25 protein-coding genes are annotated in these 21406 nt (G+C 42.6%); 10 read left to right on the top strand and 15 right to left on the bottom strand.

The window, feature by feature from the left end; genetic code table 11:
- Positions 1-130 precede the first annotated feature (130 nt).
- On the top strand, positions 131-2845 hold the full coding sequence (locus B5X60_RS02445) for an outer membrane beta-barrel protein (RefSeq protein ID WP_079701053.1): 2715 nt from the start codon (positions 131-133) through the stop codon (positions 2843-2845).
- A gap of 36 nt (positions 2846-2881) precedes the next feature.
- Here the strand turns inward: B5X60_RS02445 and B5X60_RS02440 are convergent, their stop codons facing one another.
- The 5 genes from B5X60_RS02440 to B5X60_RS02420 form a co-directional block, all read right to left on the bottom strand.
- Positions 2882-3775, bottom strand: coding sequence for a serine hydrolase (locus B5X60_RS02440; RefSeq protein WP_170878363.1), 894 nt, complete (start codon positions 3773-3775; stop codon positions 2882-2884).
- Between the two features lie 85 nt (positions 3776-3860).
- The gene (locus B5X60_RS02435) at positions 3861-5747 is read right to left on the bottom strand and encodes an aldolase/citrate lyase/malate synthase family protein (RefSeq protein WP_079701051.1); all 1887 of its coding nucleotides are present in this window, start codon (positions 5745-5747) and stop codon (positions 3861-3863) included.
- 36 nt (positions 5748-5783) lie between these two features.
- Positions 5784-6368, bottom strand: coding sequence for a LutC/YkgG family protein (locus tag B5X60_RS02430; protein ID WP_079701049.1), 585 nt, complete (start codon positions 6366-6368; stop codon positions 5784-5786).
- Positions 6365-7753 (bottom strand): lactate utilization protein B, encoded by a 1389-nt coding sequence (locus tag B5X60_RS02425; protein ID WP_079701047.1) that lies wholly within the window; start codon positions 7751-7753, stop codon positions 6365-6367. The genes B5X60_RS02430 and B5X60_RS02425 overlap by 4 nt, the downstream gene beginning before the upstream one ends.
- Positions 7750-8496 carry a (Fe-S)-binding protein gene (locus tag B5X60_RS02420; protein WP_079701045.1) on the bottom strand — a complete coding sequence of 249 codons (747 nt, stop codon included), beginning with the start codon at positions 8494-8496 and terminating at the stop codon, positions 7750-7752. Before B5X60_RS02420 ends, B5X60_RS02425 begins: the two co-directional genes overlap by 4 nt.
- A gap of 252 nt (positions 8497-8748) precedes the next feature.
- Between B5X60_RS02420 and B5X60_RS02415 the strand changes: the two genes are divergently transcribed.
- From B5X60_RS02415 to B5X60_RS02405, 3 genes are all read left to right on the top strand, one after another.
- A complete protein-coding gene (locus B5X60_RS02415; protein WP_079701043.1) occupies positions 8749-9672 on the top strand; it encodes an alpha/beta hydrolase family esterase in 924 nt (307 codons plus the stop codon).
- A gap of 181 nt (positions 9673-9853) precedes the next feature.
- Positions 9854-10804, top strand: coding sequence for a bifunctional molybdenum cofactor biosynthesis protein MoaC/MoaB (moaCB, locus tag B5X60_RS02410; RefSeq protein WP_079701041.1), 951 nt, complete (start codon positions 9854-9856; stop codon positions 10802-10804).
- 366 nt (positions 10805-11170) lie between these two features.
- Complete coding sequence (locus B5X60_RS02405) at positions 11171-11596, top strand: nuclear transport factor 2 family protein (RefSeq protein WP_245803451.1); 426 nt, start codon at positions 11171-11173, stop codon at positions 11594-11596.
- A 324-nt stretch (positions 11597-11920) separates the two neighbouring features.
- On the opposite strand, the gene B5X60_RS02400 is transcribed toward B5X60_RS02405, so the two are convergent.
- Genes B5X60_RS02400 through B5X60_RS02385 form a run of 4 tightly spaced genes read right to left on the bottom strand, consistent with a single transcriptional unit; the run spans position 11921 to position 13866 of the window.
- Positions 11921-12475: an arylesterase gene (locus B5X60_RS02400; RefSeq protein WP_079701039.1), complete on the bottom strand. Its 555-nt coding sequence runs from the start codon at positions 12473-12475 to the stop codon at positions 11921-11923.
- A 40-nt stretch (positions 12476-12515) separates the two neighbouring features.
- Positions 12516-12974, bottom strand: a complete 459-nt coding sequence (locus B5X60_RS02395; protein WP_139377343.1) for a hypothetical protein — start codon at positions 12972-12974, stop codon at positions 12516-12518.
- A 22-nt stretch (positions 12975-12996) separates the two neighbouring features.
- Positions 12997-13353, bottom strand: coding sequence for a hypothetical protein (locus B5X60_RS02390; RefSeq protein ID WP_079701035.1), 357 nt, complete (start codon positions 13351-13353; stop codon positions 12997-12999).
- Positions 13354-13374: 21 nt separating this feature from the next.
- A complete protein-coding gene (locus tag B5X60_RS02385; RefSeq protein ID WP_079701034.1) occupies positions 13375-13866 on the bottom strand; it encodes an SRPBCC family protein in 492 nt (163 codons plus the stop codon).
- A gap of 280 nt (positions 13867-14146) precedes the next feature.
- On the opposite strand from B5X60_RS02385, the gene B5X60_RS02380 reads away from it, so the two are divergent.
- Genes B5X60_RS02380 through B5X60_RS02370 form a run of 3 tightly spaced genes read left to right on the top strand, consistent with a single transcriptional unit; the run spans position 14147 to position 15390 of the window.
- Entirely contained in the window at positions 14147-14494 is a 348-nt protein-coding gene (locus B5X60_RS02380; protein ID WP_079701033.1) for a DUF6249 domain-containing protein, read from the top strand.
- A gap of 8 nt (positions 14495-14502) precedes the next feature.
- On the top strand, positions 14503-15051 hold the full coding sequence (locus B5X60_RS02375) for an RNA polymerase sigma factor (RefSeq protein ID WP_079701032.1): 549 nt from the start codon (positions 14503-14505) through the stop codon (positions 15049-15051).
- 3 nt (positions 15052-15054) lie between these two features.
- Positions 15055-15390, top strand: coding sequence for a hypothetical protein (locus B5X60_RS02370; protein WP_079701031.1), 336 nt, complete (start codon positions 15055-15057; stop codon positions 15388-15390).
- Between the two features lie 5 nt (positions 15391-15395).
- Here the strand turns inward: B5X60_RS02370 and B5X60_RS02365 are convergent, their stop codons facing one another.
- The 6 genes from B5X60_RS02365 to B5X60_RS02340 all read right to left on the bottom strand — a co-directional run bounded on the left by B5X60_RS02365 (position 15396) and on the right by B5X60_RS02340 (position 18659).
- Complete coding sequence (locus tag B5X60_RS02365) at positions 15396-15704, bottom strand: DUF1330 domain-containing protein (RefSeq protein WP_079701029.1); 309 nt, start codon at positions 15702-15704, stop codon at positions 15396-15398.
- Between the two features lie 9 nt (positions 15705-15713).
- Positions 15714-16328: an FMN-binding negative transcriptional regulator gene (locus B5X60_RS02360; protein ID WP_079701027.1), complete on the bottom strand. Its 615-nt coding sequence runs from the start codon at positions 16326-16328 to the stop codon at positions 15714-15716.
- Between the two features lie 57 nt (positions 16329-16385).
- The gene (locus B5X60_RS02355) at positions 16386-16835 is read right to left on the bottom strand and encodes a KTSC domain-containing protein (protein WP_079701025.1); all 450 of its coding nucleotides are present in this window, start codon (positions 16833-16835) and stop codon (positions 16386-16388) included.
- A gap of 95 nt (positions 16836-16930) precedes the next feature.
- The gene (locus B5X60_RS02350) at positions 16931-17677 is read right to left on the bottom strand and encodes a Dph6-related ATP pyrophosphatase (protein WP_079701023.1); all 747 of its coding nucleotides are present in this window, start codon (positions 17675-17677) and stop codon (positions 16931-16933) included.
- Positions 17678-18037 (bottom strand): MmcQ/YjbR family DNA-binding protein, encoded by a 360-nt coding sequence (locus B5X60_RS02345; RefSeq protein ID WP_245803450.1) that lies wholly within the window; start codon positions 18035-18037, stop codon positions 17678-17680.
- On the bottom strand, positions 18027-18659 hold the full coding sequence (locus B5X60_RS02340; RefSeq protein ID WP_079701019.1) for a class I SAM-dependent DNA methyltransferase: 633 nt from the start codon (positions 18657-18659) through the stop codon (positions 18027-18029). Before B5X60_RS02340 ends, B5X60_RS02345 begins: the two co-directional genes overlap by 11 nt.
- 72 nt (positions 18660-18731) lie before the next feature.
- Here B5X60_RS02340 and B5X60_RS02335 point away from each other — a divergent pair, with 72 nt between their 5' ends.
- From B5X60_RS02335 to B5X60_RS02325, 3 genes are all read left to right on the top strand, one after another.
- Positions 18732-19097 carry a VOC family protein gene (locus B5X60_RS02335; RefSeq protein ID WP_079701017.1) on the top strand — a complete coding sequence of 122 codons (366 nt, stop codon included), beginning with the start codon at positions 18732-18734 and terminating at the stop codon, positions 19095-19097.
- A gap of 87 nt (positions 19098-19184) precedes the next feature.
- Positions 19185-20291, top strand: a complete 1107-nt coding sequence (locus B5X60_RS02330; protein WP_079701015.1) for a hypothetical protein — start codon at positions 19185-19187, stop codon at positions 20289-20291.
- Positions 20275-21393 (top strand): Ig-like domain-containing protein, encoded by a 1119-nt coding sequence (locus B5X60_RS02325; protein WP_079701013.1) that lies wholly within the window; start codon positions 20275-20277, stop codon positions 21391-21393. Before B5X60_RS02330 ends, B5X60_RS02325 begins: the two co-directional genes overlap by 17 nt.
- Positions 21394-21406 lie beyond the last annotated feature (13 nt).

Here is a 21406-nt window from a genome sequence, read left to right as displayed (position 1 = left end):
ACTGCCTATTTCCCCCAATATTGTGACAATAGTAAACTGTAACATTACTGATCATTAGGCGCTTTAACTAAGGGCTTGGCATATCTTTGGCATTCATTTTTATTCCGATCACCAATAACGTTTGATATTTATGTTAAGAATTCTGCTTACTTCTATATTCCTTTTAACCGTTGCGGGAAGTTATGCCCAGACTTATAGTGTTAAAGGAAGTGTAAAGGATACTGCAGGGGTACCTCTAACTGGCACACTTATTAAATTAAAATGGGGATCTGACAGTACAGCAACTTCAGTAAATATTGCTGGTGAATTTAGTCTCCAAAATGTAAAGTCGGCGGAATTCACATTAAGTGCCGCGTTCATTGGCTTTCAAAGTTTTGTTAAACAGTATAAAATTGAGAATGGAGCTAGTCTTGTTATACCGCCGATCATTCTAAAGGAGGGTGTTAACTCATTGAGCGAAGTAGTGATCACCGCAGTAACAGCTATGAAAGTTGGCGAGGATACCGTAACCTTCAATGCGTCGTCATTTCCAGTAAGAGAAGGTGATGCCGTTGACGAATTACTGAGAAAGCTTCCAGGTGTCAAAGTTGATGCAGATGGCAATGTAACCAATCAGGGTCAAACGATCACGAAGATCAGGGTAAACGGTAAAGACTTTTTCGGCGGAGACGTGGCAACAGCGATAAAAAATCTTCCCGCGGATGTTATCAAAAATCTTCAGTTTATTGATGATTATGGAGATCAGGCAAACCTTACCGGTATTAAAACCGGAGAACCGGAGAAAATCCTTAACGTTACGATCGCAGAAGACAAGAACAAGGGGTATTTTGTCCGGGCCGGGGTAGGTCTCGGTAACGAAGACCGTTATAACACCGGGATCAGAGGAAATTTATTTAAGGGGGAAGAACGTTTTTCTTTCGACGGTACCATCACAAACGCTAACCGCGGGGGCGGCGGGGGAAATGGTATTACATCAACAAATGCAGCTGGATTAAGCTATCAGAACCAATGGAACAAAAAGCTTTCAGCTGACGCGGGGTACAGCTTCAATAACCGGAAAAATATAACCATTGGGAAAGCTTTTACCCAGAACTTCCTTGAGACCTTCACCCGGCTGGAGGATGAAGCAACAAATAATGACAGTGATAATTACAGCCACAGTCTTTCAGGGAATCTGGAATATCGTAGGGATTCGCTGAATTTCCTCAGAGTTTCACCCAGGATCTCTTATAATACAGCTGAATCAGATAATTTGGGATTCTACACCATCACCCAGGAAAATCTCTTAACCAAAAGGGACAATCAAACATCGAATGATAATTCGTCGGCCAATATTTCTACAAATGTGTTTTACAACCGCAAGTTTCGTAAAAAAGGCAGAAATATCAGTTTGCGGGGGAATGTAAACTTCTCCAATGGTGATAGTTTTCGGGATGTATTAAACAATTACGTCATTACACAAAACGGACTTGACTCCCTGAGATTACAAAATCAATTGATCGATAATACGAATAGGAACTTCTCTACTAGTGCAAACTTTTCATACATGGAGCCTTTGGGCAAAAGAAACTATATGGAGTTTAGCTATAACTGGAACCGCTCGGTTTCAAGCACCAACAGAAATACCAACGACATTTTAAGCGGAGTACAGGTATTTAATCCGAACCTGAGCAATCAGTATGAATATCAGTTTGTCACAAATCGTTTTGGTTTAAATTATAGGTTTATAGAAAAGAAATACAACTATACGCTTGGGTTAAATGCACAGCCAGCCTTGCTAACGGGACAAAATCTCAGCAAGAATATTAATACAAGGAACAGTACATTTAACTTCATTCCTTCGGCCAGGTTCGTTTATAATTTCACCAAACAGCAATCACTGCAGGTGAATTATTGGGGAAGAAATAATCAGCCAGGATTTCTGCAGCTGCAGCCCATTTCTGATAATTCAAATCTTCAAAATGTGGTAACCGGTAATCCCAACCTGAATCCGGAGTTTATCCATGCTGTGAATGCCAGGTACAATCAAACAGATTGGAATATGGGACACTTTCTAACTGCAAACCTTTCGTACAATCAAACACAGGATAAAATTGTAACAACGAAGGTATTAGTGCCTGGTACGATAAACCAAGTAACAAGTTATACAAACACAGATGGCTTTTACACCTTGAGCGGTGATTATTCCTACGGAAAGCCATTCGCTGATCGTAAATTTACCATTACTTATAGCGGAAATGCTTCATTAAATAACAATGTTGCTTTCATAGATGCCAGCAAGAACATTGCTAAGAATTTCAATATCAGGCAGGAACTCGAATTTGAATTAGATATCAAAGACATTGTTGATGTGGAGTTTGAAACTTCTTATGGCATTAACACCACGAAATATTCCCAGGAGAACTTCGACGATCGCCGCACTAATTCTATGCGTTACTCACTTCGAGGCAGGAATTTTTTCTTTAAAGATCTAACGTTAGGCTATAATCTGAGCAAGACAGTCAACAGCGGATTTGATAATTCAATCGTGAAAAACCCAACTATCCTCGGAGCTCACCTTGAATACCAATTTCTTAAGGGCAATGCTGCCCGTATCCGTTTCGAAGCTTTTGATTTGCTAGACCAGAATACTGGTATTTCAAGGGATGTTTTCGACAATATAATTATCGACCGCCAGACCAATCGATTGGGTCAATATTTCATGCTTTCTCTAAACATGACCTTAAGAAAATTCGGAGGCAATGGACCTGCACCACGAACTAATAATCAATACGGGCCTGGAAACAATAACAACAGACCAGGAGGCGGCAACAATAATGGCGGTGGTTATAGAGGGAATAACTAATTCAGTTCGATTGGAAAGTGGAACGAAATTCTTCACTTATTCTAAAATTACTCCGTAGTTCGTTGCTTTAGCCATACGTGAATAATAATCGTAGAGCACTTTGGATATATTAGCAAAAACGTCCTGATTTGACGGCCCTGCTTTATAATTCTCCATTACCGCAACAGCATAAGGTTTTTTGGCGAGATAAATGATGCCCCACTCGGTCGACACCCCTCCCATCCCACCTGGCTTGAAAGCAATTTTAACGCCGGAAGGAATTCCCCTGACAAGCTTACTGTTCTCAACAGGGTTTTTCTGAAGTGTAAGCAGAATCTCATCTGAAGTAGCCTTGTCGACAAATTTCCCATCGTAAAGCAGTTTCATAATCTTAGCGGCCTCCGCGGGTGTAGAGATATTTTCTTCATTCCTTATTGACGCAGGCTGATCAATCATCTTTCGCTGAACGCGAGTATTCTTTAAACCCAATGACTGCATCGTATTATTAATATTATTTAGACCTACAAGTTCAATCAAGGTATTTGTCGCTGAATTATCACTCAAGCCGATCATCAGCATACAGTAGTTACGAATGCTTAGTGAAACCGGATCAACCATTGCATTCAGTATGCCCGAACCTGCAACAGTGTTTGTGGTGAGCAAAGGCCTGGTATCTGTCAAAGCAAATTTGTTTTCTTTTGCCTGCTTGTAAACCTCCATTAGTATGGGGATCTTAATTGCGCTGGCTTGCGCGAAAACAATATCCTGATTACTACTAAAGCTATCGCCCGTTGTGAGATCGATCGCCATCATTCCGGTAAGGAAGGGTGAGGAACTCACAATATCTTGAAGTTGACGCTCAGTTTTTTGCTTCAGTATTTCCCGCCCTGTTTGAGCTGAAACGACGGTTAATGAGAATAAAAGACAAACAAGGAGAAAAGGCTTTTTCATCAAAGTGGTTATAAACAGTGGTAATTTATTAAATGTAAAGTAAAATCTTCTTTCAACAGGCAGGTTCTGCGCCATGCTGGAATTTCTAGGGAACAAAGTCCAGGTTCTCAGTAATCCTTTTTCCTTTGTCTTTAAATTCAGTGGTATATTTCTTTATTCGATTTTGGGCTATTTCAAGATCAGAATTATTCAAATTAATATTTAAAAGGTCAATGAACCAGGGTATCTTGTATTCGTTGACGACGTATATGTCAGCAATTTCTTTAGAGATTGGCAGTGTGGTCGTTTTTGATGCTTCATACACATCTTTATTTCCAGCTTTCAACAGTTTAGAATATTCTTCTTCCATAAGGCGTTCAAGCAGCTCCCTTGTGAACGTGTCTCCAGCTTTTACACCAGTTTCTGAATCGTCTTCAGTGAATTTAGCACCCTTACTTAACCACTCCCACACAATGCTTAATCTGATCTCCCCAGTGGCCATATCTTCCATAAGATAAAGTATATCATCATTTCCGAAGTAATCTGCCGCCTTGAGTGCTGCAGCCTGCATCCCCTGCCCAAACGCATTTCCGTACTGCAAAGCAACGCTTAACAGGTTTCTTGCCCCTCGTATAGTGATGGGCGCAGGCTCGATCAGGATCAAGCCATCAGCGTCTTCCTGTGTATAGGTGAGCGCCGGGAACTTTCTTCCAAGCTGATTCGGCTCTCCTACTTTTTCCCAAACAGGCCTCACAATATTGACCATCTTCCAATGAGCAACCCATTTACCGCTGGCACCTTCACGCTGTTCGCGCTCCGCTCCCGCCACGGCTTTCTGCATGCTAGAGGATACCCCTTCCGCAGAACCAACCGGTATGTTTGGTTCCATTCCACCTTGCCATAGTGCGAAGTTCCCATTAATATCCGGAGTATTAACGGCTCTTCTCACACGGTCTTCGTAGTTCCGCATGTAGCCGTAAGTCATCGTTATTGATTCAATATTGGGGTTAATAAATGTTTTATCCCATGCCATGGCATCAGAAACACTGTTTATATAATCCCACCTACCTGTATTATATCCAACAAAATGCCTACCCAGCACGGCACGGATCTCCATGAGCATGTGAGTAGCTTCCAGTTGCTCAACTAGTAAATAAACCTTAATAGTCCCTTCAGTCATGCCCAGATGGGCTTCGAGTGCTGTAAGCATCTCATTCCACAAAGCTGCTTCCTCCGCAGTCTGGATCTTTGGAAGGTAAAGAACAATTGAAGAACCTGCCTTATTCAATTCCTGATAGTTGTTAACGACGTATAAAGTAAGATCGGCAATTGATGCTGCCAAAGCAAGCCCATCAAAATCGCGTATATGGCGGTCGTCGAGGTGCAATCCACGACAGCGGAAAATCTTGGTTGTAAAGTCTAGCTGCTGCTTCCAATCTTTAACCATTGGGTAACCTAAAAACCCTTCCGACCAGCGGTTCATCTCACCAGCAACCTGTTCAGCTACTTTAAGAAAAACGGGATCTTTCCGAATTGCGAGCTTCAGGTTACGCTGATTATCAAGCGACATACTATCTATTTGCCCCAGCGCGTCCTCCCCATCGAACATCCAGCCATCAGCACCAGACAAGAGCGCATAAGCAACATTCCGTATACTGCTTTCCAGGCTCGCGTTAGGTTTCGCCGCAGGGCCTGTTCCCTGGATCCATTGACGCTGAAGATCAGCAGGAATCTCAGACCCTTCAAATCTGCCGTCGCGTGCATCCTGTACTTTGATATTTGTCCGTGGTATTGAACTCTCAGGATCGTAAAAAGTAATTCGCTGTTTGTTCTTTTGACGTTCGGATCTTCGTTGAATCCGTTTGGTCATTAAATCTTTTACATCATTGTTGAAATGCGCCATGTGCGATAAAGCAGCCAGTGCTTCCGGGGTGTACACATCGTTGTACTCTGTTTGTAAATTGTCTCGGATAATAATATTCAGGTTGCTCATTAATAGTTGTTTTGTGATGCTTACGCGGGAAGGATTTTATTTAACCAAAAAAATAGTCATGCTCAATGGGCCATGTGCACCTAAGACCAGGGCCTGTTCGATATCTGCAGTCTTGGAAGGACCACCAATGAAACCTCCAAAACCATAGTCTTCAGTAGCGATCTTAGCGTATGCATCGTGCATCGTGGAAACGAGGCTATCCTCATAAACCACAACAGCAAGGTGCTGGCAGATGTAAGGAATAATTCGCTGTCCCATTACACTTTCAGTCAGCCAGACGGCGCCGTTTTCTGCTACCCCGAGTCTCGCTTCAATAATTGCCAGCTCTACATCTTCAAAGCCATGAGGATCAACATTGGCAGAGATCAATTCGGCAATGTCATTTAATTCAGCAATGGTTGTCACGATGCGTTTACTGGTATCAAAATGTTCCGGTACTATTTCTTTTATGGTATCCAGCTGGGTAACGGCAAACACCTGTCCCCCAATACCAGTAAAGGTATCTGTGTATTTCGATGCAATGTCAACTTCGACCACATTAAACATGGATATATCTGGTAGCGGCGACAAAGGCGGCTGATTTTGCTTTACCGCTGCCAGTATTTTTTCTCTGCTGCTCATGCGTCTTTATTATTTTCCTTTACATTCTTTTTATACCACTCCCCAAATGATTGCTTCGGACTTTCCGGCATATCCCTCTGCTTGTACCAGGGATTGAACTTATTGTTAACGGCAAAGGGAGCATAATTCAGGATCCAGCGTCCAGTTAGGCCTGCTGTTCTATAAATATCAGGCGAAGCAAAAGTCAGCGACATTGCTTTCATGCTAAACGTTTTGCGATTGGCTACATAGCCTTCTTTTACAATTACCTGGCGCCATTTATACAGCTGATCATGAATTGGGATCTTCACAGGGCATACATTAGAGCATGATCCGCAAAGCGTTGAAGCAAATGGAAGATCCGCGTGCTGCTGCATATCCAGATTCGGGGCGAGGATTGCGCCAATTGGCCCGGAGATGGTATTGTGATAGCTTAAGCCGCCGCTTTTACGGTAGACCGGACACGTATTCATACAGCCCCCGCACTTAATGCATTTCAGCGAATCTCTGAAGTCAGGGCGCGCCAGTAAAGTGCTTCTGCCCTTGTCAACAAGAATCAGATGCATCTCTTGTCCGGGGCGCGGTTTCTTAAAATGACTTGAGTAAATAGTTATCGGCTGACCGATAGCACTCCGTGCAAGTAACCTCAAAAACACGCCCAGGTGTTTCCTTTCAGGGATGAGCTTCTCAAGTCCCATGGATGCGATTTGCACTTCCGACAGATGTGCTCCCATGTCGGCGTTCCCTTCATTGGTACAGACAACATATTCTCCTGTTTCAGCTACGGCGAAGTTCACTCCTGTGAGAGCAGCCCTGCGAGTAAGGAACACATTACGTAAATGTTTTCGCGCCACCCTCGTTAGTAAAGTCGGATCTGAAAGCCCTTTTTCTGTTCCCAGATGTTCGTGGAACAACTCTCCTATTTCTTCCTTCTTTTTATGGATGCACGGCAGCACAATGTGGCTGGGCGGTTCATTATCAATCTGCTGAATATATTCTCCCAGATCCGAGTTTATAACATCGATACCTCGTTCGTGCAAATATTCATTTAATCCGCACTCCTCCGTAAGCATGGATTTACTTTTAACCATCTGGGTAATTTCCTTTGCCTTGAGGATCGAGTAAACGATTTGGTTATGTTCCTCTGCATCTGAAGCCCAGTATACTTTAACGCCATTCTTTGTCAGATTCTCCTCAAACTGCACGAGATAATCGTGCAGATTAGAGATAACATTGCTTTTAATCGCAGAAGCAGCTTCTCTCAACTCTTCCCATTGCGGCGTTAAGTTTGCCGATCGGTCGCGCTTCTGCCTGATCCACCAAAGTGCACCATCATGCCAGTCAACCCGTTCCTCATCCCGGTTGAATTTCTCCGCCAGCGTAGCGTGGTCTGCGGTACTTTTCATATTTGAGTAACTGAACTGTTTAAAATCTCAGCAATGTGGATGATCTTCACATTGCTTTTATTTCTCTGAAGTATCCCTTCCATGTGCATCAGACAGGAAAGGTCGGGTGAAGTAATATACTCCGCGCCATTTTTGGTGTGATCCGTAATCCTATCCTTCCCCATTTTAACAGACACTGCCTCTTCTGCGATGCAAAATAGTCCGCCGAAGCCGCAACATTCGTCCTTGCGATCCAGGGTCACCATTTCTATTCCCTCCACCATATTTAATAAGTGCTGGGGTTTTGAAAAATCTGCGGCGACCAGCTCGCTCATCTGTGCGAGATGCAGTCCGCGCAAGCCATGACAGCTCTGGTGCATGCCAACCTTATGAGGGAAGCGGGCATCAAGTTTTTCAATCTTAAGTACATCGGTCAGGAACTCCACCAACTCATATATTCTTCCACGTATCTCTGTTGCTGCATCTTCATCAGCATGGGAATGAAGATGATCTTTTATATGTAAAACACAACTGGCAGACGGAGCAACGATGTAGTCGTATCCAGAGAAATTCTCTATAAACAGGTCGTTACAGGACTGAGCCATATGCTCGAAACCAGAGTTAGCCATTGGCTGCCCGCAACAGGTTTGTTTAGCTGGGTAACTTACGTCCACTGCAAGTTTCTGCAGGAGTTCCAATGTAGCAATTGCAGCTGATGGATAGAGCTGATTGACATAACATGGAATAAAAAGTGCAACTCTCATAAATCTTCTGGTGTAGAAACGGCATTCAAACCCGCATAGTTCCGCATATAAACTTTTAACAAATTAGCTTATTTTTGATTAGAAAAAAATATAAAACAAGAGTAGTTCACAACTCTTAATGAATTGATCTCCTTAAATTAGAATCTCCCAACCATATTCAAAACTATTATTGGCAACAGTGCTGTTACGCTCTAAGACTTTAGCAACGAATGCAATAAAATTTAGTGATAATTGCGATCCAATATTATTCAAATGAAGACAAAATCTTTACTCGCCACACTGATCCTGATTAATATCGCTTGCGCCGTCCTTGCCCAATCGCCTAAAGCCCCCGGTGTACATACCGAAACGGTTAAATTTGGTGGCCTTGATCGTAGGTTCATGTACTATATACCGCAGCGCTATGATGAGAAAGCAAAACTGCCGGTCGTGTTTTTCTTACATGGAATGGGTGCAAGCGCACAGATTGGTGTAAATGTCCTGGGCCCGCAGTATCATGCCCGAGCAGATCGCGACAAGGCGATTGTTGTCTATCCAGACGCTACCTCGAAGCACTGGAATGATAAGCTCGGCGGCAGCTACCCATTAACCGATAGCGTCGATGATGTAGGCTATATTAGCTCCCTGATAGATCTGTTTATAAAAGACTTTAAAGGCGACCCATCCCGGGTTTATGTTTCCGGAAGCTCAAATGGCGGCATGATGACTTACCGCCTGAGTGTAGACATTCCGGAAAAAATAGCGGCAATAGCTCCCTTTGTTTCATCTATAAGCAATACAGTTGCTGAGCAGTTCCCTAAAGCTCAACCAATCCCTATTATTATAACCAGCGGCACGGCGGACACGGTAATTAAATGGAGCGGTGGCCCGATCCGGGTAACCCGCACACCAAGCATCCTGTCTGGCGACGAAAATGTGGCATATTGGGTAAAGCGCAATGGCGCAAGCAAGAAAGCAAAGATCACGACCCTTCCGGATGTTGAGCCCGGTGACAAATCAACAGTAGAAGTGCAGGAGTATAAGGGCAAATATGATGTGATCCTTTACAAGATCATTAATGGCTACCACCAGCACCCAACGCTTAGAGAACCTGGAAAGCCTTTGTCATCCGGCAAGAACATGGATTATAATTCTTTTGAAAGGGTGTGGGATTTTATGCTCGCGTATAAGAAATGACATGTAAAGTGCAAAAGGTATAGTTAAATTGGAAGGGTTATAATTACGAATTAAAAATTACGAATTACGTGCAACCCGGCAGTCTTATCTTGTACCAAACCTACTTATGTTTTTGTAATTTGCCTCGGTAATGAGTTCCTGTTCCTTCGTAACTTTTAATTCGTAATTCGTAATTGCCCTTATGCGCGATATCACCAGCAAGCAAATCACTCTCCGCACCGCCAGAGCAGTAGGAATCATTTTTTGTTCAGCTAAATCAATAGAGCTGATCAATTCCGGCTCCCTGCCTAAAGGAAACTTGTTTGATGTGGCACGTGCCGCCGGCTTCTTAGGAGCAAAGCTTACTCCTCAGCTCCTTCCCCATTGTCATCCGGTAACTATAGATGCCATGGATTTCACCTTTGAATTTCTAAGTAGAGAGGACCATTCAGAATTATTTGATGCAGCTGTAATGGAACGCACAGGTATCGTTATCCGCGGAGAAGCGAAATCCATTGGGCGCACAGGGATTGAGATGGAAACGCTTACGGCTGTCTCAGTCGCCGCCCTGGAGATTTATGACATGCTCAAGCCTGTAGACAAGTCTTTGGAAATTGGCCAGATAAGGCTTCTGGAAAAGAAAGGCGGCAAAAGCGACCGTGATCGTTTTACTGAAAAGACCCCTACCTGCGCCGTGCTCGTGTGCTCAGATTCAACTGCAATAGGTACCCGGGAAGATAAAAGCGGCAAGCTGGTATCGGCTATGCTCGAAAATGTTAAAGCAAAAGTACTGCACTATAAAGTTCTGCCTGACGACAAAGACGCTATTCAGGCACAGATTAGAGAGTGGGTAAGCGCCGATGTGGAATTTATCTTCACCACTGGCGGTACAGGTTTGGGGCCAAGAGACAACACAACCAATGCTGTTCGCGAAATCCTCGAACGTGACGCCGACGGGATAACTGAAGCAATGCGCAGCTTTGGCCAAATGCGTACCCCGCTGGCTATGATGAGCAGATCTATCGCGGGCACTATCGCTAACACGCTAATCGTTACCCTTCCGGGAAGCACCAATGGAGCACGTGAGTCGCTGGAAGCCATTTTGCCAGGAGTTTTCCATGCCAGGAAGATGATGGAAGGTGAAGGCCACTAAAAGTGAGTCTATAACTATTGCTTCACTAAGCAAGCTTCATCCTACGTTTATCTTACGTTTATCCTACGTTTATCCTACGTTCAACACTATGTTGAGGCTGGGAGTAGATTTAGTATTCTACCAGCCTAACCCAGCGCAGGCATATGCGAAAATCACTTATTGAATCGGTGAAAAAATCGCCTCCCATTTTCACCTAGTATTTTCCGCCGTTCACCGAAAAGTTCCCGCCATCTGCCTAATTGGTGTATACCAGGGGCATTTTCTGATATACTTTTGATCAACGAAACAAACCAGAAAACAATACCTGCCTGCCGGAAGGCAGGTTTAAACAAAAGACACAAACATTAAACTTTAAACTCAAACATTATGAAAACTCTAAAAACAATCACCGCAGCATTATTAATCGCTTTCTCATTTTCATCATTCGCAGCTGATGGTACAGCTAAAGAAAAACTTGAAATGAACTACGCTTTGAAAACTTACATCTCAGCAGTAGCTGAAGGAAAAATTGCAGCTCTGCCGGAAGTACTTGACAATGGCGTTAAGTTCTCTTCATCCCGCGGCGAAAAAATTGTTAGCCACAACAAAGCAGAAATGCTGAATGCATTAAAAGCAAGCGAAAACGTTAAACAAAACTGCTCTACAAGCTACACTATTGTTGAAGGAACCCCAACTTTCAGCGTTGTTAAAGTAACCATGAAATATGATACCTTCTCAAAAGTTAGCTATCTGAACCTGTCAAATACAGGTAAGGGCTGGAAAATTACAAGTGTTTCCACTTCCTTTATATAATCACGATCTTCCAAAGATCAAAGGCCTGTCTCATTGGAGATGGGCTTTTTTGTGTTAGCCGAATTGCAGAGACGTTTTGAAAACGTTTTATTCTTGAAAAGCACAGACAATTGATCATAGGTTTATCCAGCCCCGCTCTACGCTGCCTGCCTGCCGGTAGGCCGGTAGTTTTTGCCCGAAAAGGCAAAAAGCTGCCGCTTCGATCGGGTTTAGATCGGGAATTGTTCTGCTGCTATTTATGGTTTAAGCCCGGTTCCTTTAAAATTCGGACTCCTCGCGAAGAATCAGTGGAAACACCACATACTCCCATACCTTGGACAAAGGTCACAAGATCTTTTGTATAACAGGCCACACCTTATCCGCAATTATCCTGTAACCCGCAGCTGAGGGGTGCAATCCATCCTTCATGTTAAGATGTGCCAGACCAGCAACACCTTCCAGGAAAAAAGGAACAAATACCATATCGTGCGATTCGGCAAGCTTTCTGAAAATACTTCGAAATTCGGCAGCAAAGGCTCCGGGAATAAATGCCGGTATTTCCATCCCCATTAAGGCCAGCTTCACATCAGGGTACTTGGCTTTAACTTTGCGTACAATCGAATCGAGGTTGGCTAAGGTGCGTGATGGTGGTATTCCCCGTAAAATGTCATTAATGCCCAATTCCAGTATAAAAACCTTTATCGGCTGACTAATCCAGTAATCCAATCTTGCCAATCCGCCGGAGGATGTGTCGCCACTAAGTCCTGCGTTTATTATTCTATAATCCAAACCGGCGTCTTTTATCTTCTGCCCCATCAAAGCCGGAAATGATTCGTTGTCTACATTGCCCAGGCCATACCCGGCGGTCAGGCTATCGCCAAAGAAAAGAATGTTATTCATGAAATAAGAAAATGAGAATTGGCGCGTATTGTTTGAATTCCTACAAATTATGCAGCTTTTTATAATCTGATGGCAGTGCGGCTAATATTTCTTTCTCGAATTCTTTTTTTACACTGATTACAACAACTCCATTCGTTACCGCCCCCGCACCAAACTTCCTGGCCTTATTACGTGTAAGTATATTAATAGCTTCGATTGAGCTTGCAGGAACCTTATCGGAAAGCTCCATGGGCAAGGGAACTGATTTGCCTTTGATCGTTAATATATAAACAGGCTTATCCCCATGTTGACCGCATGGGCCGCAAATTATAATCTTGGCAACTGTAGGCTGTGACCGCGGCGGTACGAGACTATCTATTGGAACTAAAGGCGCCGATGATAACAAGGCAAAATTATCTCTGGAAGGGTTTGCAATAGGCGGAAGTCGTTCTTGTCCCAGGCTATCGAAACTGAACGAGCAAAACAGTATAACAACAAGAAACTTAATAGATTTTCTCACGAGTAGCGACATTTATTATCCGCTAATTATCGATAGGGATAATCTTTCTGGAATCTTCCCGAATCAGTGCGTACACTCGTTTACTATCCTTATTATTAACTTCAATCACGACAACCCCATTTTCTCCTCCTTTACCGTATTTCAAACCATCAGACGACTTTAGAATCTTTATGTTTTTAATCCATTCAGGTTTGAAGGTTTTGGGAGTTGAATTCACAGCCCACTCTTTGTTCGCAACTTTAAAAACGAAAAGCGGCATCGGACCAGTGGGTGTGCCTTTACAATCCAGTATAATACGAGTAGGTTCATTCTGCGCAAATAGACGTGCGCCGGTGCTTAGAAGAAATAGGAGTAAAATATTTCGAACACAGATCTTCATTATTTACAAGATACAAAAACTTTAATTATTAATCATCGGACTTAGATTACTATCCTTATTTCTGAGATCTATTCCCCCTTCATAAATCGACTTCAAGTTTGTTAGGTAAAAGCCCCAGCCATTAGAACAGCCAAGCCTGATGAACTTCTTTGAATTATCATCCGTGGGAATATTGTGATGCCTGAGTTCGACGATCGTATATCCATTATCTTCACTAAGTTTTACATCTACCAAACATTCACCCTCGAAAGTAAACTGCAGAAAGTCTTTCCAATTTGCAGCCGTGATCCGGCCATTCATAGCATCCTCATACAGATACCAAATCCACGTATATGAATTGCCTGCGTATGCACTGACTCTTGGCTCCAGGGACTTATCAGAATTATAAAAAGTAGCCTTTTCCAGGAACCACTTCTGCAGTTCTTCACTCTTAGTCCAGGCATCGTAAATCTCCGCAATTCCTGCCCTGATAGCAATTCTTTTTGTAAACGAGGTCCAGTCAAAATCGTTCATAATAACGTTTTAGTGGTTCAAAAATAGAAATAATATAACTAAGCACGTTGGTCGTCTAACCTGAAACTACCTACATACAATCCAACACTCTCACAGCGTCTAGTCCATTTGCAACTCTTCACTTTCAACTCTCAACTATTTAATAATTGCATTGACTATACCCTTCCAGCCAGCAACTTAAGGCCGGGCTAGTTTGGTAATTAATAACTATTTTCAATTCTTGTAACCTTTCGTGTCTGGCTGATATCCTATGGGTAAATATTAATTAAACTATATAATTATGAACCTATTACTTTATAGCATTGATCCGCAATCTGCTGCCTTTGTCCTCTTTGGAATATTAATGGTTTGTCTTTTCATTTCCGCTATCTTTTATTTCAAGGCGAAGCACAATGAGAAAATGCTTCTCATTGAAAAAGGACTGACGAATAGCCCATTACCACGGCGTAGCGAGAATTCGTTACAACGGATTGGTATTATAATTATCGCAATAAGCATTGGAATAATGATCGTGACCATCCTTCACAGCCTATCTATCAATGTTCCCGAGGGTCTCGAAGTGGCTTTGGTTGGAATAATCGGTGGATTAGGCATGGTCTATGCTAACCGCCTTGACAAAAAAAGCTAGAAGCTTAAATGGACGATATCTACATCGAAAAAGTCCTTAGCGGTGATCGCGAAGCATTCAGGTATTTCCTGAAAGAGTACAAAGACATGGCCTTTTCAGTCACCATGTCTGTTGTTAAAGATGAATATATTGCTCAGGAAGTGGTTCAGGATGCGTTCGTAAAAGCATTTAACGCACTGAAGTCGTTCAACCGTCAATCTAAATTCAGCACCTGGTTCTACCGGATAGTAGTTAACGAAGCTCTTACCCGCTTAAAGAAGATCAAGAAAGAGATCATCTCTTTTAATGCGGATTATGAAGCCTATATCCCAGACGATTCATTCTTGGCATCGTTAAAAGAAGAAGAACAAACTTATCTGATTAATGAAGCGCTGAAAAAGTTGATTCCCAATGAAAGCCTCGCATTACGCCTGTTCTATCTGCAGGAAGAAAGTATCAAAGAAGTTTGTGAAATAACCGGCTGGTCGGAGTCGAATACTAAGGTTACACTGCACCGGGCACGGAAAAATATGCATGTGGTACTGAGTGACCTTATGAAATCAGAATTTAACTATTAAGTGATGGAAAGATCTAAAGACAGATTTTCAGTCCTGATGCAAAAAGGCAAATTAGAGATGCCGTTCAGCGACTTTGAAGAGAATACAATGAACCGAATACACGCTGAGATGAAATACAAGACCTCAATTCATCGCAGTTTAAGGATCTCGTTTATATTCTTTGTACTCGGCACAGGTTTCGGACTGGTTGTTAACAGCATGCTCGCCAACGCTGATGACTTTATTATGGGCATATCACCAGACACTATTCTGATGGCTTTTCAGGTGATCTTTGTGCTCACGGTGATTATGCAGTCAGAGAATATTTATAAGCTATTTACTAAACTTAAAGCTGATTAGAAGGTTTAAATTCCCGCTCTCCTGCCAGTCACTAATACGGTAGATCGTATGGCCTTTTCTTTCAGATGCAGAAATTGCTTTCGCTCATCATCCTTCAGAAATGCATTAAAATCCTCTTCTGATTCAAATTCCCCTAAGTGTATTTCGTAAGGGCTCTCAATACTCTGTTCGATGAAAGCGTCTTTACCCGGCCTGATCCGTGCCAACATCTTGCCCTTATACTTTGACATAATTGGGATAGCGATCTTCTCGAATTCGTCAAAGACTTGCTCCTGGCCAGGGTTTATGTAAATAAGATTAGTGATGAATACCATAAGGGACCTTTATTTAGATTTATCACTGAGCATATAACTGGCAATAACTTTTTCGTTCATATCGTTGCTGTGTGAAAGAGCTTGAATGATTTTGTCCTTTTCGCTTTCAGATCTGTTCTGGCTTAGTTTCTTCTTCCCCTGCAGGTCATCCACAACCACTTCAAAGGCGACTATGCCATGAAGCATTTTGGATTTATACTCATCAGGAAATGAATCCCATTGCTTTCCATAAGATTGTTCGAAAGCCTCAATAGTAGAGTTTATAACTTTCATTGCTTCTGCGGGCTCAGTCAGTAGCTGGGCCTTGCCGTAAGCATGAACAGAAATATAATTCCAGGTGGGCACATTTAGTTCCTTATCATAATTTGATGTGGAGATATATGCGTGCGGCTCACTAAAGATGACAAGTGGCTTATTGCCTTCCAGATCTTTCCACTGCTCATTAGCTTTTGCGAAGTGGGATGTTAGTACCACCTGATCATCACGTATGGTGACAATAAAAGGCAAATGAGTAGCTACAGGAATATCATTTTTGCTGCTTATGATCGTAGCAAAGCTGAAGCGCTGCATAAACGAGACTATTTCATCTCTGTCAGTAGCTAGGTTAAATTTGGGGATATACATACACGTCAAATATAATACTCTGTGAATAGTATCTAACGTGAGCTGATCTGAATTTAATTATACGCTTGCCGCTAGCCTGCTGGTACTCCTGTATACAAAGTTGTTGTAAATGTGGCGTCGTGCGAACCTACCTGGCGAATCAGCATTGATCAGCTTGACATACACAGCTTTCGGTACATCGAAATACTCGTAAACACTTCCGTCGGTAAAGCTAACTTTAAGTACCTGCGACTGATATTCAAAGTCCAGGATCATGGAAGTAGTAGTGGTAATGGTGTACTCAGCAAAAGTCTGGTTGCGGGTTTCAGGGGCAATACTTACCAGAAAGTGGTAAGCTTCAATAATGGTCTTGCTCTTTTCTTCAGCTTCTTCCCTTGCCTCAACTGATTCGGTAAATTTATCCGGGTGCCAGGTCTTCATTAAGGACCTGTAAACTGATTTCAGTGTTTGCAGGTCTGCATTTTTATCTACTTCCAGTAATTTCCGGTAGTCAACTATCTTCTTCATGGGTAAGCTTTTAATATGAAAGCACTACACCTTCAAATAATTCTGCAAAGGTACGGAGAATCAGTGAGAAAAAGCAGAAAGCCCGGGATTTGGTCTTATTTCTGCGTGAGCGGGACAAGATCTGTATACCAAAAGCCTGCCCTTTCATTCTGTTTAGGTCCTGGAGATATACAACTATCATCGGCATCTTTCGGAGCCTTGAACTCTTTAAACACCTTCTCTCCCACTTCAAACCTTATCGGATGTTTGAATATTGGTCCATCAAACGCAAAGGTGTGGAACTCGCCATTCTCGCCGCACACATCGATATCTTCCGGAAATGTTGTAATTAGCTCCTTTGTAATTTCCTTTCCGGAAAAACTTTCAAGATAATGCTGAGTACAGACGATCATTGTACGAAATCCAAGACGCAGGAATTCATTAATCAGTTCGGTTGTATCCCTCTTCCACAGAGGAAAAATGGCTTTTAAGCCGGCTTCTGCTAATCGGTCTTCCCTGTACTTCCTCAAATCCTCAAGGAAAATATCACCAAATATTGAATGCGTTACACCCTCGTCTTTGAACTTCTGCAGATGCCGGGACATTGCTTCATCATACTCTTTCATACCTGGCATTTCCGGAAGCCTGATCTGATATAAGGGAATGCCAATTGATTCAGCCTGCCGGATCAGCAGCTCTTCACGTACCCCGTGCATCGATACTCGATTCGCACTGTCATTTACGGTCGTAACAAGATATCGAATATCAAGTTTAGGATCATTAAGGCAGTGATAAAGCGCAAGCGAACTGTCCTTTCCGCCGCTCCAGTTAAAAATACAGACCTTCTTTTTCTGACCGTCCATTTAGATATCGTTCAAATCAGGTTTATTAATAAGGTCTGAAAGCTTTTTAGGCGCTACTTCGCAATAAGCCATAGTTAATATATCCATAAGCATATCCTCTCTGACTTTCTCCAGGTTAACGAGTGTCCAGCCCATCTTTCCCCATTTGTTGGGCACCGGATAAATTATATCCTTGTCAAATGAGGAGAATACATCTTGATCAATTTCCGACAGCTTTACACATATCCTGTTTTCCTTCAAATTCAGTGTGGCAAAGATCTTCTTAGCTACTCTAAATGACGGCTTCTCAAAATGCGACGCCAAATTTGTTTCAGGAAAGGAAAGTGCCAGTTTACGGCAGGTCTGTTCGTTAACCATCATTTTTTCTCATAAGTAAAGTCAGTATTCTTGGTACTGATGTACGGTCATCGTCATCGAAATATTCCTGAACTTCAACAAGTGCTAAGCCAGTTTTCTTGCCTGCCTGTACGAAATCGGAAACGTGGTGATTAAAGCAGGTAACTATCTGTTGTCCGGCTTCTGTTTCAAATCTGGCCTTGCTGCCAGAATACTGTTTGAATGGATGAAGCTCTCCAATATAAATGTATCCGCCGGTAGTTAAATGAGCCGCTGCTTTATTAAAAACCTCCTGGAGATCTTCGATATGCTCTAGCATAAGACTGAAAGTGATCAGATCAAATTCGCCTTCAGCGAAATCCCATTCTCTGGTTATATCTGCTTGCGTAAAAGTTACTCCCGAATTAACAATCTTAGCTTGTGCTTTATTGAGCATCGCTTCAGAAAGATCGACGCAAACTATCTCGTCAGCTTTTGTAATGAGCCATTCGGTATTCTTACCAGTTCCGCTTCCAATTTCAAGGCATCGCTTAAAAGTCTTACCGGAAAGGATCTCTCTGATCGCTTTTGCTTCCAGGTCCCGGGTTTTATTAATGTTAGTGTCGTAGATGTCAGACCAGATATCGTACGCCTGTTGAGTGTTCATAGTGGTGCTTTATCGAACAAATGTAACAATTCACTAAATTAGTTCTTCGATAACATTGAATGGTAAATAACGATGAAAGTAAGGTTTCACGAAATTGAGTTTGGGGTAGAAGATACTGATCGGAGTGCGAACTTCTATTCAAATATCCTGGGGCTTAAAGAGTCTGTAAATCTTCCCAAGTTAAAAGTATTCAGGACCGGCAACCCTGGCCTTGACCTAAACGTATCTAAACATGTCAGCCCTAAAACAACAGTAATAAGTTTCCTGACGGATGATATTCAGGAGGTCATAAAAAAGTTGCAAAGGGAGAATATTATCTTTCGTGGTCCGGAGGAAAGCCATTTAGGCATGCGCGCGATAGAATTTACGGATCCGGATGGAGTAATCGTGAGGGTGAATCAAACCGGGAAGGATTCACCGGAATGGTTGAGTATATAATATATTGTGATTCAGGTCTATAAATTAATTATATTTGATTTAAAGCGGGTAGCCAGCCCGTATATTCATCACATTAGCAATACTAACATGAAGAAAAACTATTTTGTTCTTGCAGCAGCAGTCACTGCTATCGGACTCACCGCTGCCATGACTCGCTCTGACAGTGCTTTGAGTGGCTTCACAACGGGTACACCTGCTATCAAATCGGTAAGCTCGCTCACGTTCGGCCCAGAAGGAGTTTTATTTATCGGGGATTCCCAGGGTGCTTCTGTATTTGCTATTGATACCAAAGATTCCAAGCGCAACGCTAAAGCGGAGTCTTCAGACATTCAGAATATTGACCAGAAGATAGCAGCTTCCCTGGGTACGACCCCCGACAAGATCACGATTACGGACATGGCCGTGAACCCACTGTCGAAAAAGATCTATTTCGCCGTACAAAACAGCGACGGAACACCTCTTGTTCTTCGCCTGGAAAACGGACAACTGCAGTCGGTTTCATTGAAAGATGTATCATATTCTTCACTTGCACTTAATAACGTGCCTGCCGAAGACGCAAAAGACCAACGTGGAAGATCAATGCGGGTAGCAGCGATATCAGATATTGCTTACGCTGATGGGAAACTAATGCTGAGCGGTATATCCAACCAGGAGTTTGCTTCAACTTTTCGCAGTATTCCTTATCCTTTCAATACGCAGCAGGAATCATCATCATTGGAAATATATCATGCTGCTCACGGTCGGTATGAAACAAATGCGCCAATTCGCACATTTACTACATCCACTATCAATGGTAAAAATTATCTGATAGCAAGCTATACTTGTACTCCTCTTGTCGTTTTTGCACTGGATGATCTTAAACCTGGAACACATGTTAAAGGTCGTACGGTAGCAGAGATGGGTAATGGAAATACTCCGGCAGATATATTAACGCTGAATAGTGATGGAGAAAAATATTTGCTGATGGCTAATTCAGCCAGGCCAGCTGCGAAATTAAAACATAAAGATATTGAGTCGTTCCAGGGTTCTTTAACTGAGAAAGTTACATCTACTTATGCAGGTGTACCTTTCGAAGTTTCTGCCCGGAAGAATGTTACCCAAATGGATAAATTAGATGATAGCCGAGTCGTTCTGATTCAAAAAAGCGCCGCTGGCACTACAGATCTTCTAACTATTAATGGAAAAGATCTGTAAGCAAGTCATATCGTTAAAAACCAGGTTATACACATTGTGTAACCTGGTTTTTTTTGTGACGCTATTTTCGAACTGCGGAGATCATTCAGAGCTGAATGACATTACTGTATTAAAAGAAGGTGAAAAGTCGGTTGCTATTTTTATCCCGACAGAACTACTCCCTGGATTAACGAATGAACGCCTTGAAGAAAAGATCTTTATAAGGTTAGCCGGACAGCCGGATAATGTGCTTGGTGAATATCAGATGAGCAGCGACGGCGTAGTTTTTAGGCCATTGATAGAATTGACTCCAGCTAAGGATTATCAAATTATCTACCAGGGACGCCTGCTATCACTCCTTTCCATTCCGGAAAGGCTTGCGGATGGAAAAACATCTCTAAATGGAATTTACCCTGTTACGGACACCGTGCCTGAAAATCTTTTAAAGATTTACCTGAGTTTCTCAAGGCCAATGCGACAGGGGGTATCGGAAAACTATCTGAGTATACTCGATAGCAAAGGTGATACCCTGAAAGACATCTTTCTCAATCTAAATACGGAGCTATGGGACGAAGAAGGCAAACAACTTACCATCTGGCTTGACCCGGGACGAATCAAAAGAGGCCTGCAGCCAAATGAACGCGACGGCAATCCTCTTCACACGGGAAGCATGTATACGCTTGTCGTATCCCCGGAGTGGACAGATCTTAGTGGAGGGAAACTTGAAAAAGGGTACTCCAAAAAGTTTGTAACCATAGAGAAAGACATCCAATCCCCGGATCCGGTTAACTGGAACATGAAACTTCCGAAAGCTGGCACCAGAGAAGATCTTTCAATCTCTTTCCGTGAGTCACTCGACCATTCACTTCTTTTAAATACCATAACAATCATCCGCCGCGACGGAGAATCTGTTAAGGGCAAGATAACGGTCAAGGATAAGGAAACGTCCTTATCATTTTCTCCGGAACAGCAATGGACAGCAGGAATTTACTATCTTAAAGTAGATTCAAGACTTGAAGACCTTGCTGGAAACAACTTAAACCGGCTATTTGACCGCGACCTGTTAAAAGACAAGCCAGCCGGCAAAGATGAATTCCACACACGGCAGTTCATTATAAACTAGAAAGCATTAACGA

This window comes from Daejeonella lutea (genome assembly GCF_900168015.1).
GTDB lineage: Bacteria > Bacteroidota > Bacteroidia > Sphingobacteriales > Sphingobacteriaceae > Daejeonella > Daejeonella lutea.
The sequence above is the reverse complement of the archived record's forward strand: the minus strand, read 5'-3'. Positions and strand labels throughout refer to the sequence as shown.

Bases quoted from the DNA above. Each gene is read 5' to 3' on its own strand.
- B5X60_RS02445 (WP_079701053.1), top strand. From the start codon at position 131: ATGTTAAGAATTCTGCTTACTTCTATATTCCTTTTAACCGTTGCGGGA.
- B5X60_RS02440 (WP_170878363.1), bottom strand. From the start codon at position 3,775: ATGAAAAAGCCTTTTCTCCTTGTTTGTCTTTTATTCTCATTAACCGTC.
- B5X60_RS02435 (WP_079701051.1), bottom strand. From the start codon at position 5,747: ATGAGCAACCTGAATATTATTATCCGAGACAATTTACAAACAGAGTAC.
- B5X60_RS02430 (WP_079701049.1), bottom strand. From the start codon at position 6,368: ATGAGCAGCAGAGAAAAAATACTGGCAGCGGTAAAGCAAAATCAGCCG.
- B5X60_RS02425 (WP_079701047.1), bottom strand. From the start codon at position 7,753: ATGAAAAGTACCGCAGACCACGCTACGCTGGCGGAGAAATTCAACCGG.
- B5X60_RS02420 (WP_079701045.1), bottom strand. From the start codon at position 8,496: ATGAGAGTTGCACTTTTTATTCCATGTTATGTCAATCAGCTCTATCCA.
- B5X60_RS02415 (WP_079701043.1), top strand. From the start codon at position 8,749: ATGAAGACAAAATCTTTACTCGCCACACTGATCCTGATTAATATCGCT.
- moaCB (WP_079701041.1), top strand. From the start codon at position 9,854: ATGCGCGATATCACCAGCAAGCAAATCACTCTCCGCACCGCCAGAGCA.
- B5X60_RS02405 (WP_245803451.1), top strand. From the start codon at position 11,171: ATGAAAACTCTAAAAACAATCACCGCAGCATTATTAATCGCTTTCTCA.
- B5X60_RS02400 (WP_079701039.1), bottom strand. From the start codon at position 12,475: ATGAATAACATTCTTTTCTTTGGCGATAGCCTGACCGCCGGGTATGGC.
- B5X60_RS02390 (WP_079701035.1), bottom strand. From the start codon at position 13,353: ATGAAGATCTGTGTTCGAAATATTTTACTCCTATTTCTTCTAAGCACC.
- B5X60_RS02385 (WP_079701034.1), bottom strand. From the start codon at position 13,866: ATGAACGATTTTGACTGGACCTCGTTTACAAAAAGAATTGCTATCAGG.
- B5X60_RS02380 (WP_079701033.1), top strand. From the start codon at position 14,147: ATGAACCTATTACTTTATAGCATTGATCCGCAATCTGCTGCCTTTGTC.
- B5X60_RS02375 (WP_079701032.1), top strand. From the start codon at position 14,503: ATGGACGATATCTACATCGAAAAAGTCCTTAGCGGTGATCGCGAAGCA.
- B5X60_RS02370 (WP_079701031.1), top strand. From the start codon at position 15,055: ATGGAAAGATCTAAAGACAGATTTTCAGTCCTGATGCAAAAAGGCAAA.
- B5X60_RS02365 (WP_079701029.1), bottom strand. From the start codon at position 15,704: ATGGTATTCATCACTAATCTTATTTACATAAACCCTGGCCAGGAGCAA.
- B5X60_RS02360 (WP_079701027.1), bottom strand. From the start codon at position 16,328: ATGTATATCCCCAAATTTAACCTAGCTACTGACAGAGATGAAATAGTC.
- B5X60_RS02355 (WP_079701025.1), bottom strand. From the start codon at position 16,835: ATGAAGAAGATAGTTGACTACCGGAAATTACTGGAAGTAGATAAAAAT.
- B5X60_RS02350 (WP_079701023.1), bottom strand. From the start codon at position 17,677: ATGGACGGTCAGAAAAAGAAGGTCTGTATTTTTAACTGGAGCGGCGGA.
- B5X60_RS02345 (WP_245803450.1), bottom strand. From the start codon at position 18,037: ATGATGGTTAACGAACAGACCTGCCGTAAACTGGCACTTTCCTTTCCT.
- B5X60_RS02340 (WP_079701019.1), bottom strand. From the start codon at position 18,659: ATGAACACTCAACAGGCGTACGATATCTGGTCTGACATCTACGACACT.
- B5X60_RS02335 (WP_079701017.1), top strand. From the start codon at position 18,732: ATGAAAGTAAGGTTTCACGAAATTGAGTTTGGGGTAGAAGATACTGAT.
- B5X60_RS02330 (WP_079701015.1), top strand. From the start codon at position 19,185: ATGAAGAAAAACTATTTTGTTCTTGCAGCAGCAGTCACTGCTATCGGA.
- B5X60_RS02325 (WP_079701013.1), top strand. From the start codon at position 20,275: ATGGAAAAGATCTGTAAGCAAGTCATATCGTTAAAAACCAGGTTATAC.